At 69.0% G+C, this 18654-nt stretch carries 12 protein-coding genes; 6 read left to right on the forward strand and 6 right to left on the reverse strand.

Annotated elements, in window-relative coordinates; genetic code table 11:
• Positions 1–79: 79 nt before the first annotated feature.
• Both ACSQ2F_RS02655 and ACSQ2F_RS02660 read left to right on the forward strand, forming a co-directional pair.
• Positions 80–1402: a S41 family peptidase gene (locus tag ACSQ2F_RS02655; RefSeq protein ID WP_436019492.1), complete on the forward strand. Its 1323-nt coding sequence runs from the start codon at positions 80–82 to the stop codon at positions 1400–1402.
• A gap of 15 nt (positions 1403–1417) precedes the next feature.
• Positions 1418–4054, forward strand: coding sequence for a TonB C-terminal domain-containing protein (locus ACSQ2F_RS02660; RefSeq protein ID WP_436019494.1), 2637 nt, complete (start codon positions 1418–1420; stop codon positions 4052–4054).
• A 222-nt stretch (positions 4055–4276) separates the two neighbouring features.
• On the opposite strand, the gene ACSQ2F_RS02665 is transcribed toward ACSQ2F_RS02660, so the two are convergent.
• Positions 4277–5254 (reverse strand): GMP reductase, encoded by a 978-nt coding sequence (locus ACSQ2F_RS02665; RefSeq protein WP_436019496.1) that lies wholly within the window; start codon positions 5252–5254, stop codon positions 4277–4279.
• A gap of 172 nt (positions 5255–5426) precedes the next feature.
• On the opposite strand from ACSQ2F_RS02665, the gene ACSQ2F_RS02670 reads away from it, so the two are divergent.
• Positions 5427–7802 carry a UvrD-helicase domain-containing protein gene (locus ACSQ2F_RS02670; protein WP_436019498.1) on the forward strand — a complete coding sequence of 792 codons (2376 nt, stop codon included), beginning with the start codon at positions 5427–5429 and terminating at the stop codon, positions 7800–7802.
• Between the two features lie 106 nt (positions 7803–7908).
• Positions 7909–9750 carry a PhoX family protein gene (locus ACSQ2F_RS02675; protein ID WP_436019500.1) on the forward strand — a complete coding sequence of 614 codons (1842 nt, stop codon included), beginning with the start codon at positions 7909–7911 and terminating at the stop codon, positions 9748–9750.
• A 113-nt stretch (positions 9751–9863) separates the two neighbouring features.
• On the opposite strand, the gene ACSQ2F_RS02680 is transcribed toward ACSQ2F_RS02675, so the two are convergent.
• Complete coding sequence (locus tag ACSQ2F_RS02680; protein ID WP_436019502.1) at positions 9864–10052, reverse strand: hypothetical protein; 189 nt, start codon at positions 10050–10052, stop codon at positions 9864–9866.
• A 253-nt stretch (positions 10053–10305) separates the two neighbouring features.
• On the opposite strand from ACSQ2F_RS02680, the gene ACSQ2F_RS02685 reads away from it, so the two are divergent.
• Positions 10306–12501: a PhoX family protein gene (locus ACSQ2F_RS02685; protein WP_436026713.1), complete on the forward strand. Its 2196-nt coding sequence runs from the start codon at positions 10306–10308 to the stop codon at positions 12499–12501.
• Between the two features lie 93 nt (positions 12502–12594).
• Here ACSQ2F_RS02685 and ACSQ2F_RS02690 read toward each other — a convergent pair whose 3' ends face one another.
• Genes ACSQ2F_RS02690 through ACSQ2F_RS02705 form a run of 4 tightly spaced genes read right to left on the reverse strand, consistent with a single transcriptional unit; the run spans position 12595 to position 15453 of the window.
• Positions 12595–13362 carry an SDR family oxidoreductase gene (locus ACSQ2F_RS02690; RefSeq protein ID WP_436019504.1) on the reverse strand — a complete coding sequence of 256 codons (768 nt, stop codon included), beginning with the start codon at positions 13360–13362 and terminating at the stop codon, positions 12595–12597.
• Between the two features lie 4 nt (positions 13363–13366).
• Positions 13367–14185, reverse strand: coding sequence for a BPSS1780 family membrane protein (locus ACSQ2F_RS02695; protein WP_436019506.1), 819 nt, complete (start codon positions 14183–14185; stop codon positions 13367–13369).
• A 4-nt stretch (positions 14186–14189) separates the two neighbouring features.
• Positions 14190–15152 carry a homoserine kinase gene (locus tag ACSQ2F_RS02700; RefSeq protein ID WP_436019507.1) on the reverse strand — a complete coding sequence of 321 codons (963 nt, stop codon included), beginning with the start codon at positions 15150–15152 and terminating at the stop codon, positions 14190–14192.
• A gap of 1 nt (position 15153) precedes the next feature.
• Positions 15154–15453 (reverse strand): hypothetical protein, encoded by a 300-nt coding sequence (locus ACSQ2F_RS02705; protein ID WP_436019508.1) that lies wholly within the window; start codon positions 15451–15453, stop codon positions 15154–15156.
• A gap of 46 nt (positions 15454–15499) precedes the next feature.
• Between ACSQ2F_RS02705 and polA the strand changes: the two genes are divergently transcribed.
• The gene (gene polA / locus ACSQ2F_RS02710; RefSeq protein WP_436019509.1) at positions 15500–18286 is read left to right on the forward strand and encodes a DNA polymerase I; all 2787 of its coding nucleotides are present in this window, start codon (positions 15500–15502) and stop codon (positions 18284–18286) included.
• Positions 18287–18654: the final 368 nt, after the last annotated feature.

Below are 18654 nucleotides of genomic sequence, written 5' to 3' on the forward strand. Positions count from 1 at the left end.
GCGGGTGAAACGGAGAAAGGACGAATTGTAGGTGGCGCTCCCGGCCTGCTATCGTGGCGGGCCTCTGGAGGATTCCGGCATGAGATTTCTGCTACGAACGGCGGCCTGTGCCGCCCTGGTGCTGCTGGCCAGCTGTGGCGGCGGCAGCAACGATCCCTACGACAGGTCCTTTGTCTGCAGCGCGACCGACGACAAGCGCTGGCTTCAGGCCTACATGAGCGAGAACTATTTCTGGGCGGGCCGCTCGCCGGTCGCCGCGCCGGACGATTACGCCGATGTCGACGCATACCTCGATGCCCTGCGCTTCAAGGGCGATGCCGACGAGCCGGCCGACCGCTTCAGCTACATCGACACCCGCGCCTCCTTCGACCAGTTCTTCGTCGAGGGGCGCACCGTGGGCTACGGCGTCTCGGTGAACGGCGTGGAAGCCACGCTGCCGCTGAAGATCCGCTATGTCGACCCGGGCAGCCCGGCGGCCGCCGCCGGCCTGCGACGCGGCGACACGGTCGTGGCCGCCAACGGCACGCCGGCCGCGCAGCTCGTCGCATCCAAGGACTTCAGCGTGTTGTCGCCCTCGCGCGAGAACGACGTGCTGACCCTTGAGGTGGAAAGCGGTGGCGTGGCCCGCAAGGTGCCCTTGACGTCCGCCACGTATGCGCTGGTGCCGGTCACGGCCACCTCCGTCTTCACGCTGGCCAATGGCAGCAAGGCCGGGTACGTGTCCTTGAAGGACTTCATCGTCCAGGCCGAAACACCGCTGGCCGAGTCCATCGCGCAGATCCGCCAGGCCGGCGCGACCGAACTCATTCTGGACCTGCGCTACAACGGTGGCGGCCGGGTCTCCACGGCGGCCCAGCTCGGCTCCCTGGTGACCGGCGCGACGCACGCGGGCAAGCTGTTCACCCAGCTGGTCTTCAACCCGCGCCGTCAATCGCTCAACAGCAACTACTGGCTGCAGAACCGGCCCGGCCCGGCCTTTCCCCGGGTGGTGGTCCTGACCGGCTCGCGCACCTGCTCGGCCAGCGAGATGGTCGTCAACGGCCTCAAGCCCTACGCCGACGTGGTGACCATCGGTGGCACGAGCTGCGGCAAGCCCGTCGGCTTCACGCCGCAGGACTGGTGCGACAACGTCTACAGCATCGTCAACTTCGAGAGCCTGAACGCCAACGGGCAAGGGCGCTACTACGACGGGCTGCCGCTCACCTGCCCGGTCACCGACGACTTCAACCGTGAGCTCGGCGACCCGGCCGAGAAGCTGACGGCCGCCGCGATCGGCTACCTGCAGACCGGCTCCTGCCCGGCCACCGCGGGCGGCACGGCGGGGACGGCCAGCCTGCTGCAGCGTGCGAACGCGACCCGCGTCATCGAACCGGGCCAGCGCTCCGGCATGTGGGCCGACTGACGGACGGGCGTGGCATTGAGTACCCGCCCCCCAGAAGAACGGGCTCAACGGCGGCGCGAGCTGCTGGCGCTGCTCGTCTCGCTGGTGGTGCATGCGGCGTTGCTGAACCTGCTGTCGGGCGGTGACGGGCTCGGGGCGCCCGGCCTGGTGATGCCCTGGCAGGACCGACGTGGCGCGGTGCCGGACCTGACCGTCACGCTCGCGCCGCCGGCGGCCGGACCGGCCGTCGTGCCGGCGCTGGCCATGGCCGAGCCGGAGGATTCGCCGGGGGCGACGGCGCCCGTGCCGGCGCCTGGGCCTGTGCCTGTGCCTGTGCCTGTGCAGTCTCCCGGTCGGCTGTTCGCCCGCGCGCCCGCGGCGGCGCCGGCGCCCGTCGCCGAGCAGGACCCGGCGCCGGTCTCCACGCGGGCGACCGCGACTGACGCCAACGCCATGCCGCAAAGCGAGCGCGTGTCTCCGCCCGACCGGGCACCGGATCGCGCGCCGGCGTCTCCGCCTGTCCCGGAGCCCGTCACTGAACCTGCACCGTTGCCGTTGCCTCCGCCAACACGTTCGCAGGATCCGCCGCCACTTCCTGCTCCTCCTCCTCCTCCGGCTGACGTCGCACTGTCGCCGACGCCGCCTGCCATTGCGGCGGCCCCGGCCGATACCTCGGTCGCCCGGGCGGCGCCGCTCGCGCCGATGTCGATCGTGGCAGTCGCGCCCGCTGCGTCCAGTCCGGTGAATCCCGTCCCCTTGCCGGGGGACGGCAGCGCCGTCGAGGCAGAGGCACAGCGGCTTGCCGCCGCCCGGGCCGAGGCGGATCGTCAGCAAGCCGCCAGGGACGAAGCCGAGCGCCTGGAGGTCGAGCGGCGGGTGGCCGAAGCCCAGGCACAAGCGGAGGAGCGATCCCGGCAGGAGGCCGAGCGCCTAGAGGAGGCGCGGCGCCAGGCCGAGCGGCTGCAGGCCGAACGTCAGGAGGCCGAACAGCGGGCCGCCGCACAACGCGTGGCCCAGGAAACGGAACGACAGCGCGAGGCCTCGGCGCGTGCCGAGGCGGCGCGTCTGGAAAGCGAGCGGCAGGAAACCGCGCGACGCGAGGCGGAGGAACGTGCTGCTGCGCAGAGGGAAGCGGAACGCCGCGAACGCATCCGCGAGGACGTGGCGCGCGCCGACGCCGAAGCGGCCCGGGCGGAGGCCGAACGCCTGGAGGCTGCCCGTCGAGAAAGCGCGCGGCAGGCGGCCGAGCGACAGGAGCTCGAGCGACAGGCCGCCGCCCGGATGGAAACCCAGCGGCAGGCTCGTCTCAGCGAGGAGGCCGCTCGCCGTGATGTCGCCCGCCTCCAAGCCGAGCGGCTGCAGGCCGAGCAGCTCGCCGCCGCCCGAGTGGAGGCCGAGCGGCAGGAGCGCCTCCGCCGCGAGGCCGAGCAGCGCGCCGGCGAGCAACGGGAAGCCGAACGACTGCAGGCAGAGCGCCTGCAAGCGGAACGACTGCAAACCGAGCGCCTGCAAGCCGAGCGACTGCAGGCCGAGCGCGTCGCCGCCCAGGAGGTCGAGGCTCAGCGGACCGAGGCCCAGCGGCAGGAGCGTCTTCGACAGGAGGCGGCGCGGCTCGAGGCCGAGCGGGTCGAGCAGGCTCGCCAGGCGTCCGAGCGACGTGCCGCCGAGCAGGCGCAGGCACGACGCGACGAGCTTGCGCGCCAGGAAGCAGCTCGACAGGAAGCGGCCCGCCTGGAAACGGCCCGGCAGGAAGCGGAGCGCGCGGCCGCCGCCCAGGCGGAGGCGAGACGGCAGCAGGCGGCACGCGAGGATGCCGAGCGGCAGGAGGCTGCACGGCTGGAGGCTGCGCGGCGTGAAGCGGAAAGGCTGCAGGCCGCCCGCGAGGCTGAGCGCCAGCAGGCCGAACGGCTGGAGGCGGCACGGCGCGAGGCCGAGCGGCTGGAAGCCGCTCGCGCCGCCGAGCGCCTGGAACAGGCCGCGCGCCTCGCCGCGGCGGAGCAGGAAGGCCGGGAACAGGCAGCCGCTCGTGCGGCCGCTGCCGCTACCCGGTCGCCATCACCGGCCTCGGCACCGGCACCGACATCGGCGCAGACAGCACCAGCACCAGGATCCACAACGGCGGCGGGATCGCCATCGGCATCGGCCAACACCGTCCCCGGTGCGGCGCAGGCCTCGCCATCGCCGGCTGCCGCCGACAAGGTCCGCGAGGAAGCCCGGGAAGCCCGCCTGCGCGCCATCGGCCGCCAGCTCGATGCGGAAGCCGCACAGCGCGATGCCGCCGCCACCCAACCGGAAAACACGCTGCCCCTGTCATTGAGCACCGCCCGCCGCGTGCGCCTGTGGGGCCGCACCAACCCCAACGCGCAGCTCGTCGAATACGCCGAGGCCTGGGCCCGGAAGATCCAGTTCAACACGACTGTCGAAGCCGTGCGTGAATTGGGTGCCCGCATCCGCACCAACCCGATGGTGACCGTGTCCGTGCGAAGCGACGGCTCCATCGAATCCGTCAACTTCGTTGTCTCGAGCGGCGTGCCCGAGACCGACGAGGCCATCCGCCGACTCATCGAAAGCCACCGACCCTACCCCCCGTTCCCACCCGCGCTGTCGCGCGAGTTCGACGTCGTGGAAATCCGCCGCACCTGGTACTTCGATTCCGCCGTTCGCCTTCAGTGACGATCTGGCGGACGCGGCGGCCCACGGCATCAAATTCACGCAGGGTCAGGTCTGCCAATTCGCAGGAGCCGTCGCGGAACAGGACCGTGTGGAAGCCGGATGCTGTCCCACACACTGAAGCCCGCCCGCCATGCAATATGGCGGACCTGACCCCATCGGTTTGGACCCCATCGCGATAGCCCGACGCCTGGCGGGCCGCTTCGGCGAAGCGGCCCTGCACCTTCACATCAGCAGGTGCTCGCCCGCGTTGTCGCCGCCGAGGATGACGTAGTTGACCTTGCGGATGTCGGCGAGGCGGGTGCCGCCGGAGTAGCTGATGGAGCTCTGCACGTCCTCGCGCATCTCGCGCAGGGTGTCCTCCAGGCGACCCTTGATGGGCTCCAGGATGCGCTTGCCTTCGACGTGCTTGTACTCGCCCTTGTTGAAGTCGCTGGCCGAGCCGTAGTACTCCTTGAAGAGCTTGCCGTCGACCTCCACCGTGCGGCCGGGGGACTCCTCGTGACCCGCGAACAGGGAGCCGATCATCACCATGGCGGCGCCGAAGCGCACGCTCTTGGCGATGTCGCCGTGGTCGCGGATGCCGCCGTCGGCAATGATGGGCTTGGTGGCCACGCGGGCACACCACTTGAGCGCACTCAACTGCCACCCGCCGGTGCCGAAGCCGGTCTTGAGGCGCGTGATGCACACCTTGCCCGGCCCGATGCCCACCTTGGTGGCGTCGGCGCCCCAGGTTTCCAGGTCGATCACGGCCTCGGGCGTGCCCACGTTGCCGGCGATCACGAAGGACTCGGGCAGCTTGGACTTGATGTGCTCGATCATCTTGCGCACGCTGTCGGCGTGGCCGTGCGCGATGTCGATGGTGATGTAGTCGGCGCCCACGCCGCTCTCGGCCAGGCGGTCGATGATGGCGTAGTCCTCGGCCTTCACGCCCGAGCTGATCGAGACATAGTGCCCCTTGGACCGCATCCGCGTGGCGTAGGCCACGGTGTCGAGGTCGAAGCGGTGCATCACGTAGAAGTAGCCGTTGGCGGCCAGCCATTCAGTGATGGGTTCGTCCACCACCGTCTTCATGTTGGCCGGCACCACCGGCAGCTTGAAGCGCCTGCCGCCGAGCTCGGCGGAGGCATCGCATTCGGACCGGCTTTCCACCCGGCACTTGCGGGGCAGCAGCAGCACGTTGTCGTAGTCGAAGATTTCCATCTGTTCGCTCCTGAGACTGAGCGCTTGACCTGGAAACCCGGTTCTTCCGGCAGGCTGCCGGAATGAAAAAACCGGGCACCAAAAATTTGGGCCCGGTGTCGCATTCTACGCCGCTCCGGAAGCCTTGCCCGCAACCGGGTCGCCACCGCCGCGCCTCAATAGAATGCAGGGGATGCACCCGTCCTTCCCCTCCGAGGCTGACCAATTTGCCGGCCAGCCCAACCCGCCCGCGTCCTCGCTGCTGCAGAACCTCAACCCCGAGCAGCTGGCCGCCGTGACGCTTCCGGCGAGGCCGGCACTCATCCTCGCAGGCGCCGGATCGGGCAAGACGCGCGTGCTCACCACCCGCATCGCGTGGCTCATCCAGACGGGCCAACTCTCGCCCGGTGGCGTGATGGCCGTCACCTTCACCAACAAGGCGGCCAAGGAAATGCTCACGCGGCTGGGCGCGATGCTGCCCATCCCGGTACGCGGCATGTGGATCGGCACCTTCCACGGCCTGTGCAACCGATTCCTGCGCGCGCACTGGAAGCTGGCTGCCCTGCCGCAAGGCTTCCAGATCCTGGACACCGCCGACCAGCTGTCGGCCGTCAAGCGCATCATCAAGGCGATGAACCTCGACGAAGAGCGCTTCGTGCCCAAGCAGGTCACCTGGTTCATCGCCGGCAGCAAGGAAGAGGGCCTGCGGCCGAAGGACATCGACCAGCGCGACGAACAGACCCGCGTGCTGGTGCAGATCTACCAGGCCTACGAAGACCAGTGCCAGCGCGAGGGCGTGGTCGACTTCGCCGAGCTCATGCTGCGCACCTACGAGCTCATGCGCGACAACGGCTCGCTGCGCGAGCACTACCAGCGCCGCTTCCGCCACATCCTGGTCGACGAATTCCAGGACACCAACCGGCTGCAGTACGCCTGGCTCAAGATGTTCGCGGGGCGCGAGGCCGCGGTCTTCGCCGTCGGCGACGACGACCAGAGCATCTACGCTTTCCGTGGCGCGCAGGTCGGCAACATGGCCGACTTCGAGCGCGAGTTCAAGGTGCAGCAGGTCATCAAGCTCGAGCGCAACTACCGCTCCTTCGGCAACATCCTCGATGCGGCCAACGAGCTCATCGCCCACAACTCGCGGCGCCTGGGCAAGAACCTCAGCACCGAGGCCGGGCCGGGTGAGCCGGTGCGGGTCTTCGAGGCGACGAGCGACTTCGCCGAGGCGCAGTGGTTCGTCGAGGAAGCGCGCCAACTGCACCGCGACGGCATGGCGCGCAGCGACATCGCGCTGCTCTACCGCAGCAACGCCCAGAGCCGCGTGATGGAGAGCGCGCTCTTCAACGCCGGCGTGCCCTACAAGGTGTATGGCGGCCTGCGCTTCTTCGAGCGCGCCGAGGTGAAGCACGCCCTCAGCTACCTGCGCCTGATCGAGAACCCGAACGACGACACCAGCTTCCTGCGCGTGGTGAACTTTCCCACCCGCGGCATCGGCGCGCGCAGCATCGAGCAGTTGCAGGACGCCGCCCGCACGAGTGGCCGCAGCCTGTACCAGAGCGTGGGTGCGGTGGCCGGCAAGAGCGGCGGCAACCTGCAGGCCTTCGTGGCGCTGGTCGACCGCATGCGCGAGGCCACGCGCGGCCTCACGTTGCGCGAGATCATCGAGCACATGCTGCACGAGTCCGGCCTCATCACCTTCTACCAGACCGACAAGGAAGGCAAGGACCGTCTCGAGAACCTGGAGGAGCTGGTGAATGCCGCCGAGGCCTTCGTCACCCAGGAGGGGTTCGGCAAGGATGCCGTGGCCCTGCCGGTCGACGAGCACGCGGGTGCCCTGAGCGAAGGCAGCCCGGTCGCGGTGGCCGCGGTCGACCTCGCGCCCGACGCCGAGACGGGCGAGATCATGTCGCCGCTGGCGGCCTTCCTGACCCATGCCTCGCTTGAAGCGGGCGACAACCAGGCGCAGGCGGGCCAGGATGCCATCCAGCTGATGACCGTGCATGCGGCCAAGGGGCTCGAGTTCGATGCCGTCTTCATCACGGGCCTGGAAGAGGGCTTGTTCCCCCACGAGAACAGCGCCTCCGACCTCGACGGCCTGGAGGAGGAGCGGCGCCTGATGTACGTGGCCATCACCCGTGCGCGCAAGCGGCTCTACCTGAGCTTCAGCCAGACCCGCATGCTGCACGGCCAGACGCGCTACAACGTCAAGAGCCGCTTCTTCGACGAACTGCCCGAGGCTGCACTGCGCTGGCTCACGCCGCGCAACCAGGGCTTCGGTTCGGGCTTCGCGCGGGAGTACCAGTCGGCCTGGTCGAAGGGGTCGGGCTTGAGCGGCATCGTGGGTGCCGGCAAGGTGGAGCCGCGCGCCGTCGCATCGTCGGGGCCGAAGACCACGAGCAGCCACGGTTTGCGCTCGGGCCAGACGGTGTTCCACAACAAGTTCGGTGAAGGGGTGATCGTCACCCTCGAAGGGCAGGGCGAGGATGCCCGCGCCCAGGTGAACTTCGGGCGCCACGGGATGAAGTGGCTGGCCTTGAGCGTGGCCAAGCTCACGCCGGTGGACTGACCGTCCTGGCACGCGATGCCTTGCGTGACAGTCGCGTCACGCAAGGGTCATTCTGCGGTCATCGGGGCTTCCTAGCATGTCGGCTTTCCTTGTTGTCGAAAGCACCATGTCCTACCTCACCGACCGTTTCCGCGCCGACTCCGCCCGTGCCCTGGGCCTGACCGAAGTCGAGCAAGTGCCTGGCCAGATGTTCGAGGACGTCCTGCGTGACGCCAAGGTCCAGCGCCGCACGCTGCTGCGCGGCAGCTTCGGCGCCACGCTGGCCGCCGTGTTCGGCGGTGCGGCCCTCTCGGCCTGCGGCGGCGACGACGATGCGGCGACGCTCCCCGTGCCGGCTGACACGGCGCCCGCCAGCTTCCCGTCCGTCGCCGCCGTGACCGGCGACGGCGTGGTCGTGCCCAAGGGCTACACCGCCGAAGTGCTGTTCAGCGCAGGCGATGCCGTCGTGCCGGGGGCCACGCCCTTCACCGGCGCCTTCCTCGGCTCGGCCGACACGGAGAAGTTCGCCGGCGGCGGACATGACGGCATGCACTTCTACGAGATTCCGGGTGTCGACCCGAACACGGGCGGCCTGCTGGCGATCAACCACGAGTCGCCCGATGCCGCCATCCTGATGGCCGAGCGCTTCGACGCCGCCACGGCCACGCCCGAGCAGAAGAAGATCGCCCTGTCCGCCGTCGGCGTGTCGGTCATCGAGATCGAACTGAAGAACGGCAAGTGGGAAGTCAAGAAGGACTCCGCCTTCAACAAGCGCTACACCGGCAACACCGTCTTCAATGTCAGCGGCCCGGCCGCGGCCACCGTGGGCGCCACCGTCGTGGGCACGCTGAACAACTGCTCGAGCGGCACCACCCCGTGGGGCACCTACCTCACCTGCGAGGAAACCACCGACAACTACCTCGACCCGACGCAGCCGGTTGAAGGCTACGGCTGGGTCGTCGAGATCGACCCGCAGAACAAGCTGACCAACCTGCCGGTGAAGCGCACCGCCCTCGGCCGCTTCGACCACGAGAACACCGCTTACCTCATGGACGAGCAGGGCAACATGGCCCTCTACATGGGTGACGACGGCACGCCGGGCTGCATCTACAAGTTCGTGCCGAGCGCCAAGGTGAACCTGACCGACCGCACGGCCAACGGCACCATCCTCGACAACGGCACCCTCTACGCCGCCAAGTTCAACGCCGATGGCACGGGCCAGTGGATCGCTCTCGTGCAGGGCACCAACAACCTGACGGTCGGCGCGACCGACCCGGGCCTCGTGCCGCAGTCGGCCACGCCGCCGGTGCCGACCATCGTCAACTTCGTGACGCAGGCCGACGTGCTGATCAACACCAAGGCGGCCGCGCGCGTCGCTGGCGCGACGCAGATGGACCGCCCCGAGTGGGTGACGGTCGGCCCGGACAAGAAGATCTACATCACGATGACGAAGAACAGCGGCCGCAAGGTCGCCGACGCCGCCAACCCGCGTGCGGGCAACCCGCACGGCCACATCATCCAGTGGACGGAGAACGGCAACGCCCCGGGCGCGACCAGCTTCAAGTGGGAGATTTTCATGCTGGGCGGCGATGCGCGCTTCCCCGATGCGGTGGCCAAGGGCGACATCCAGGGCGACACCTTCTCGAGTCCCGACGGCCTGCGCGTCGACCCGCTCGGCCGCCTCTGGGTGCAGACCGACGCCGACACGGGCACGGGCATCACCAACACCTTCGGCAACAACGCGATGTACCACGTCGACGCCGCCACCAAGCAGTCCAAGCGATTCCTGGTGGGACCGGACGGCTGCGAGATCACCGGCATCGCCTACACGCCGGACATGAAGACCTTCTTCGTGAACATCCAGCACCCGGGCAAGACCTGGCCGTCGAACGTTCAGGGCAACACGCTGCCGGCACGGTCGTCGACGGTGGTCGTGCGCCGGACCGACGGGAAGATCGTCGGGGTCTGACGACTCGGGCCTGGCTGTCCGCACGAGCGGGCGGCAGGCCGTGCCGGGCGAGGGGAGCAGGGAGGGGCTGGAGGAGGCCGGCGGCCGGTCGATCGGACCGCCGGCCCCTGCTGTCAGTCGTCCTCGTCGTCGTCGTCGTCCGGGATGGCGAGTTCGATCGCCTTGCCCGTCACCTTCACGCTGGTGGTGACGACGGCGCCCGTGACGGAAATGGCTGCGCCCGCAGCCGCACCGGCGACCGAGACGACGGCACAGCCCGGCAAGAGGGGCAGCAGCACGAGGGAAAGCAGTGCGGTCTTCATGGAAGGCTGAGGGGATGGGGACGGCGCGCCATTGTCCATCGCGCCGCTGCGTCCGGAGGTGTCCGGATGTGAAGGGCGCGGTCACCGTCACGGATCTGACATGCAAATGTCACGGGCGATTCACTGCGGGTTCCTAAGCTCGTCGGAATTCGAATCCCTTCACAACCAGAAGAGCCCCACAGTGAGCAACGAAGTTCTCTCCCCCAGCGACCGCGACGAGGTCGACCTCAATTCCTCCGGCAACACCGACTTCATGTCGGTGCTGGATGCACGCCTGAGCCGGCGCAGCGTCCTGCGCGGCGGTGTCGGCAGCGCGGCCACGGCAGTGCTCGGCGGCTGGAGCTTGAGCGCCTGCGGGGGCAGCGACGACGACGCGGCGCCTGTGGCGGCGCCGACCGGCCCCATCACGAGCCTCGCCTTCGCCGCCGTCGCCAAGGGCACGGCCGACCAGGTCACCGTGCCCGTCGGCTACACCGCCACCCCGATCTATGCGCTGGGCGACCCGATCTTCGCGGGTGTCCCGGCCTACAAGAACGACGGCTCCGACACCGACATGGACAAGCGCGCCGGCGACCACCATGACGGCATGGAGTACTTCGGCCTGAACGCCACCGGCACCGGCCGCGACGCCGCCAGCTCCGAGCGCGGCTTGCTGGCCATGAACCACGAGGCCACCAGCGGCCGTGACGTGCGTTCGTACTACCTGCACGTCGACGGCGGCACGGTCAACCCGCGTCCGAAGGGCGAGGCCGACAAGGAAATCGCGGTGCACGGCCTGTCGGTCGTGGAAGTCCGCAAGACCAACAACCGCTGGGCCTACGTCCAGGACAGCGCCTTCAACCGCCGCGTCACGCCGCACACCGAGATCCAGATCAACGGTCCGGCCCGAGGCAACGCCCTGCTCAAGACGAAGTACTCGGTCGACGGCACCAAGACGCGCGGCACCATCAACAACTGCGGCACCGGCTACACGCCGTGGGGCACCTTCCTTACGGGCGAGGAGAACTGGGCCGGCTATTTCACCCGCGCCTCGGCCACCCACACGACCGACGACGCCCTGCGCGGTGACAAGAGCGTGGCCTCGCTGAAGCGCTACGGCGTGACCCAGACGGCGGCCAGCCGCCACGGCTGGGAAACCGCCGGCACGGAAGACCAGTACGCCCGCTTCTTCATCGGCAAGGTCGGCACCAGCACCGACGGCACCGATGACTACCGCAACGAGCTGAACGGCTTCGGCTACATCGTCGAGATGGACCCGTACGATGCCAAGGTCGCCATTCGCAAGCGCACCGCCCTCGGCCGCTTCGCCCACGAGAGCGCCGCCTTCGGCAAGGCCGTCGCCGGCAAGCCGCTGGCCGTGTACATGGGTGACGATTCGCGCGGCGAGTACATCTACAAGTTCGTCTCGAACAAGGCCTGGAACGCAGCGGACGCCAACCCCGTCAACCGCATCACCACCGGCGACAGCTACCTCGACGAAGGCAAGCTCTACGTGGCCAAGTTCGGCGCCGATGGCAAGGGCCAGTGGATCGAGCTCGCGATCGGCAACCCGCAGATCGCGGCCTACCCCGGCTATGCGTTCGCCGATCAGGCCGACGTGATCGTCAACGCCCGCCTGGCTGCCGACGCTGTTGGCGCGACCAAGATGGACCGTCCGGAGTGGTGTGCCGTGCACCCCACCACCGGGGAGATCTACTACACGCTGACCAACAACAGCAACCGCCGCGTCGAGCCGACGGGCTCGCAGCTGGGTCTGGACGCCGCCAACCCGCGTGCCTATGCTGATTTCCAGGGCACGAGCACCACGCCGTCCGCCACCGGCAACGTCAACGGCCACATCATCCGCATGGCCGAAGCCGGCGGCGACGCCGCGGCGCTGACCTTCAGCTGGGACGTCTATCTCTTCGGCGCCGAATCCGGTGCTGCGACGACCAACATCAACGTCTCGGCACTGACGGCCGACCAGGACTTCTCCAGCCCCGACGGCCTCTGGTTCAGCCAGAACACCGGCCTGTGCTGGATCCAGACCGACGACGGCTCCTACACCGACATCACCAACTGCATGATGCTGGTGGGCGTGCCGGGCAAGGTCGGCGATGGTGCCAAGGCACAACTCTCGTACGAGAAGGCCGACAAGAGCGTGGTCACGATCGACACCTACGTCGGCAAGAAGCCGGTGGCCGATACGCTGAAGCGCTTCCTGGTCGGTCCGGTCGACTGCGAACTCACCGGCTGCACGGAAACGCCCGACGGCAAGACGCTGTTCGCCAACATCCAGCATCCGGGCGAGAGCCTGGCTGCGGTGGCCGATGTGATGGACCCGACGAAGTACAAGAGCCGCTGGCCGGGCAATGCCGGCTACCAGGCGGTGGCGGGCAACATGACCTCGCGCCCGCGCTCGGCCACCATCGCCATCACCAAGGACGACGGCGGCCGCATCGGCACCTGAGTCAGTGTGGCCCGGAACCCCGGGGCCATCAGCGACAAGGCCCGCAGCCATGAGCTTGCGGGCCTTTTTCGTTTCAGCCGCCGACGGGCTGCCTCAGCCGCGGCCGATGTAGGGCATCTTGGTGGCCATGATGGTCATGAACTGCACGTTGGCTTCCAGCGGCAACGCGGCCATCTGCACGACCGCGTCGGCGACGTGGCGGACGTCCATGCGCGGCTCGATGGCGACCTGCCCGTTGGCCTGGAGAATGCCCGCGGCCATGCGCTCGGTCATCTCGGTGGCCGCGTTGCCGATGTCGATCTGGCCGCAGGCGATGTCATGGGCGCGGCCGTCGAGCGAAGTGGACCGGGTCAGCCCCGTGATCGCATGCTTGGTGGCGGTGTACGGGGCGGTGTTCGGCCGGGGTGCGTGAGCCGAGATGGAGCCGTTGTTGATGATCCGGCCGCCGCGCGGTGACTGGCGCTTCATGATCCGGAAGGCATGCTGCGTGCACAGGAATGCGCCGGTGAGGTTCACGTCCACCACCTGCTTCCACTGCGCGAAGCTCAGTTCGTCGAGCGGCACGGCCGGCGCGCCGCAGCCCGCATTGTTGAAGAGCAGGTCGAGGCGGCCGAAGCGCGCGTCCAACGCCGCGAACAGCGCGGCCACGGCATCGGGGTCGCTGATGTCGGTCGGCACGGCCAGGGCCTGCGCCCCGAGTTCCCCGGCCTGCGCGATGGTGCCCGCCAGGGCGTCTGACCGTCGACCCGCCAGCACGACCCCGTAGCCTGCGCGGAGCAGCGCCAGCGTGGTGGCACGTCCGATGCCGGCGCCCGCGCCGGTGACGAGTGCGATCCGGGAGGGCGTCGGGGCGGTGGTCATCGGTTCAGGTCTCCGGGGGCAGGGGGATCGACGCTTCGAAGCTGTCGATGAAGGTGAAGAAGAGCGACGCGTAGAAGACGGTGGCGAACAACAGGCCGGCCGGCATGACGATCAGCCCGGCCCAGTCGGGTTGCCCGATCGCCGCGAGCAGCAGCGAGGCGGCCATGCCGAAGGCGAGCAGCGCGCCCATGCAGGTCAGGCCGTACACCACGAAGGCCGCCTTGTTGCGCCAGACCGCCACCGTGCTGAAGAAGATCGACTTGGCCGCGGAGTGGCCGGCCCAGTGCACCAGCGCCGGCGCGTGCCAGAACGGCAGGCTCAGCAGACCTGCAAGGGTGAACCGCAGCACCACCCCGGCCTGCAGTGCGGGGTCCTTCAGGAGCGTGTCGACCTGTGCACGCGCCTCCGGGGTGTCGATGCGGATCAGGTCCTGGAGCTGCGCGAAGCGGCCGCCATCGACCCAGTGGCTCAGCACGACGATCGCCACCGACCCGAGGGCGTACATGGCGCCGAGCTGGAGCATGGCCATCGTGCGCGGTCGGCCGGTGCGGAAGGGCACGGCAAAGAGGGTCGGCGTCGGTGTCTGGCCGCGCAGGGCCACCTGGGCCGCCAGCATGAACACCAGTGACACCAGCGGCAGGCTGCCCATCAGCAACAGCGGGCCCAGCAGCGGCACGGCCAGCAGCAGCACCATGCCGAACAGGAACGTGGCCAACAGGAAGGAAAAGGCGACCGGGCGCAAGGCGAAGACCCGGAACCCCTGGCGCACCCACACGGCACCCCGGCGGGCGGGCACCTGCTGCAGCTTCATCTCGACGGACATGGGGTCAGCTGCTCAATCCAGGGTGCCAGGGGTTGTCGATGCGCTGGCGCAGCACGCGCTCGAAGTGCCCGGGGTCGTGGGCCTTGAGCATGGTGGCGTCGCGCGGAAGGTGGAAGTCCCAGAGGCGGGACACCCAGAAGCGCAGGGCGCCGGCCCGCAGCAAGGCGGGCATCAGGCGCCGCTCGCTGCTCGACAGCGGGCGCTCCCGGTCGTAGGCCGCCACGAAGGCAGTGGCGCGCTCCTCGACCAGGCGGCCGCTCTCGAGGTCGATGCACCAGTCGTTCAGGCACACTGCGATGTCGAACAGGAAGGTGTCGACGCCGGCGAAGTAGAAGTCGAAGAAGCCGGTGAGCCGGTGCCCGTCGAACATGACGTTGTCGCGGAAGAGGTCGGCGTGCACCGGGCCGCGCGGCAGGGCCGCGTAGGCCGGCGTGGTGGCCAGGTGCTGCTGGAAGGCGAGTTCCGCCTGGATCAGCTCGGCTTGCTCCGGCGTCAGGAAGGGCACGACGACGGGAACGGTTTCGCCCCACCACTCGAGCCCGCGCAGGTTGGGCTGGAAGCGCGGATAGTCTCCGCCGGCCAGATGCATGCGGGCCAGCATGCCACCCACGCGCTCGCAGTGCGTCGCGTCCGGCGCCAGTTCGTGGCTGCCGGCCAGCCGGTTGACCACCGAGGCCGGCTTGCCGCACAGGCTGTGCAGGATCTCGCCATGGCCGTCGGCCTGCGGGTCGGGCACCGGAATGCCACGACTGGCCAGGTGCTTCATCAGGTGCAGGTAGAACGGCAGTTGCTCGGCCGTCAGGCGCTCGAACAGCGTGAGCACGAAACGGCCCTGGGTGGTGTCGGCGAAGTAGTTGGTGTTCTCGATGCCGGAGGACACGCCCTTCAGGTCGGTCAGCGTGCCGATGCCCAGGCGGTCGATCAGCGAGGCCGCCGCCGCCAACGGCACTTCGGTGAAGACGGCCATGTCAGAACGACAGCACGTGCCAGACGCGCTGGCCCGCCACCGCCCCGTTGCCCCCGCGCCGTGGCACGGCGATCTCGTAGTGGCTCTTGAGGGGTCCCTTGGTGCGCACGGTCACGCGTTGCGGCTCGCCGCGCACGCGCAGTTCGTCGATGCGGGCGCCTTCGTCCTCGACGGTCAGGACCTCCACCACCGGTTCCGGCTTCTCGGCCGGGGCGTCGGGAGCGGCAACGGCCGGGTCGGCCGCCCGGGCGGAGCCGGCGCACAGCAGCAGGGCGGCAACAAGGGGGACAAGGCGCTTCATGCCCTCCATTGTAGGCAGCCCTGCCGGCTTCCCCGACAATCGCCGGATGAACGTCGAAAACCCTGTACCGAACCTGGCCGAGCCCGGCCTGCTGCTGCTTGTCGACGGGTCCAGCTACCTGTACCGCGCCTACCACGCCCTGCCGGACCTGCGCAGCCCCGACGGCTTCCCCACCGGTGCGCTGCACGGCATGGTGGCCATGATGAAGCGGCTGCGCGAGCAGTATCCGGCGCACCTCGGTGCCTGTGTGTTCGACGCCAAGGGAGACACCTTCCGCAACGCCTGGTATGCCGAGTACAAGGCGCATCGCCCGCCGATGCCGGATGACCTGGCCCGGCAGATCGAACCCATCCACGAAGTGGTGCGCCTGCTCGGATGGCCGGTGCTGACGGTGCCGGGCATCGAGGCCGACGACGCGATCGGCACGCTGTCGTGCGCCGCCTCGAAGAAGGGCCATCGCGTCATCATCTCCACGGGCGACAAGGACATGGCGCAGCTGGTGGACGAGCGTGTGACGCTGATCAACACCATGAGCAACGAGTTGCTCGACGTGGCAGGCGTCACCGCGAAATTCGGCGTGCCGCCGGACCGCATCATTGACTACCTGACGCTCATCGGCGACACGGTGGACAACGTGCCAGGGGTCGAGAAGGTCGGGCCCAAGACGGCGGCCAAGTGGATCGCCGAGCACGGGTCGCTGGAAGGCGTCATGGCCGCTGCGGCCGGCATGAAGGGCGTGGCGGGCGAGAACCTTCGCCGCGCGCTCGACTGGCTGCCTCAGGGACGCCGCCTCATCACGGTCGTGACCGACTGTGACCTGGCGGGGCACGTGAACGATTGGCCCGCGTTCGATTCGCTGGCGCTCGGGCCGGTCGACAACGACGGCCTGCTGGCGTTCTACCGGCGCTACGGCTTCAAGAGCCTGCTGAAGGACCTGGAAGCATCGCTTGCCCGCACCGGTGCGCCGACCGTGCCGGTGTCGGGCGACCTCTTCGCCGACCCGCCCGTGCCCGAGGCGCCCGCGCTCGACAAGCGCTACGAGACCTTGCTCGACTTCGCCGCCCTCGACGGCTGGATCGAGCGCCTGCAGGCCGCCCCGCTGGCCGCCGTCGACACCGAGACCGATTCACTCGACCCGATGCGCGCCCGCATCGTCGGCATCTCGTTCAGTGTCGAACCGGGCGTGGCGGCCTACCTGCCGCTGCGCCATGACTACGCCGGCGTGCCCGAGCAGTTGCCGATGGACGAAGCGCTGGCGCGCCTGAAGCCCTGGCTCGAGAATCCCGATGCGCCCAAGGTCGGGCAGAACATCAAGTACGACCTGCAGGTCCTCGAAAGCCATGGCATCCGCGGTGCCGGCTTCCGGCACGACACCCTGCTGCAGAGCTACGTGCTCGAAGCGCACAAGCCGCACAGCCTGGAGAGCCTGGGGGCACGACACCTCGGCCGGGCGGGCCTCAGCTACGAGGATGTCTGCGGCAAGGGCGCGAACCAGATTCCGTTCGCCCAGGTCGACCTCGAGCGCGCGACGCTGTACTCCGGCGAAGACAGCGAGATGGCCTTGCAGGTGCACCAGACCTTGTGGCCCCGCCTGGAAGCCGAGCCGAAGCTGCGCTACGTCTACGAGCAGATCGAGATGCCGGTCAGCGGCGTGCTGCAGCGCATCGAGCGCAATGGCGTGCTCATCGATCCGGCGGTGCTTGCCGCACAGAGCCAGCAGCTCGGCGAACGCATGATGACGCTCGAGCGCGAGGCCCACGAACTGGCCGGCCAGCCGTTCAACATGGGCTCGCCCAAGCAGATCGGGGAGATCCTGTTCAACAAGCTGGGCCTGCCCATCGTGAAGAAGACGGTCAGCGGCGCGCCGAGCACCGATGAGGAGGTGCTCGCCAAGCTGGCCGAGGACTACCCCTTGCCCGCCAAGCTGCTGGAGCACCGCAGCCTCGCCAAGCTCAAGGGCACCTATACCGACAAGCTGCCGTTGATGGTCAACCCGGCCACCGGCCGGGTGCACACCAACTACGCGCAGGCGGTGGCCGTGACCGGCCGGCTGTCGAGCAACGAGCCGAACCTGCAGAACATCCCGATCCGCACCGCCGAGGGCCGCCGCGTGCGCGAGGCGTTCATCGCGCCGCCCGGCCACTTCATCCTCAGTGCGGACTACTCGCAGATCGAGCTGCGCATCATGGCGCACATCAGCGACGACGCGAACCTGCTGCGCGCTTTTGCTGAAGGCATGGACGTGCACCGCGCCACCGCGGCGGAGATCTTCGGCGTCGAGCCGTCAGCCGTCTCGAGCGAGCAGCGCCGCTACGCCAAGGTCATCAACTTCGGCCTCATCTACGGCATGAGCGCCTTCGGCCTCGCGAGCAACCTGGGCATCGAGCGTGCGGCGGCCACGGCCTACATCGACCGCTACTTCGCCCGCTATCCCGGTGTGAAGCGCTACATGGACGAGACCCGCGCGTCGGCCAAGGAACGCGGCTATGTGGAAACGGTCTTCGGCCGCCGCCTGTGGCTGCCCGAGATCAACAGCCCCAACGGCCCGCGCCGCGCCGGCGCCGAGCGTGCCGCCATCAACGCGCCCATGCAAGGCACGGCCGCCGACCTCATCAAGCTCGCCATGATCGCCGTGCAGCGCAACCTCGACACCCAGGGCCTGGCGACCCAGATGGTGATGCAGGTGCACGACGAGCTGGTGCTCGTTGTTCCGGAAGACGAGCTCGATTGGGCCAAGGTGGAGATTCCCCGCCTGATGGCCGATGTCGCCGCGCTGAAGGTGCCGCTGCTTGCTGAAGTGGGCGTGGGTCCGAACTGGGACCAGGCGCATTGATGGTTGGCCCCCGAGTCGCTGGCGCTCCTGCCCCCGAGGGGCGCCCCGGGTCGCCCGGCTGGAATGTTGGCCCCCCAGTCGCTGGCGCTCCTGCCCCCGAGGGGCGCCCCGGGTCGCCCGGGAGACCCGGGCTCGCGGGTGGCTTGAGGGACGCTTCGCTGCGCTTGCCGGGCTTAGAGGCACGGCCTTGGCATGATGGCCGCTTGCGCGGCGCGGAGTGGTGTTGACGCGTGAGCGCCTGAACGCAAGCGCTTCTGATCAAGCAGACTTGGAGAGAGGTCCTGGCGTGCTCCGGTCCTCGGCGTTCACCGAGCGAAAGACCTTCACATTACCAACGATACGAATAAGCTGAAGCTGGTGTTCAAGCG

The sequence above is a fragment of the Rhizobacter sp. LjRoot28 genome (assembly GCF_964253025.1).
In the GTDB taxonomy this organism is placed as follows: Bacteria; Pseudomonadota; Gammaproteobacteria; order Burkholderiales; family Burkholderiaceae_C; genus Rhizobacter.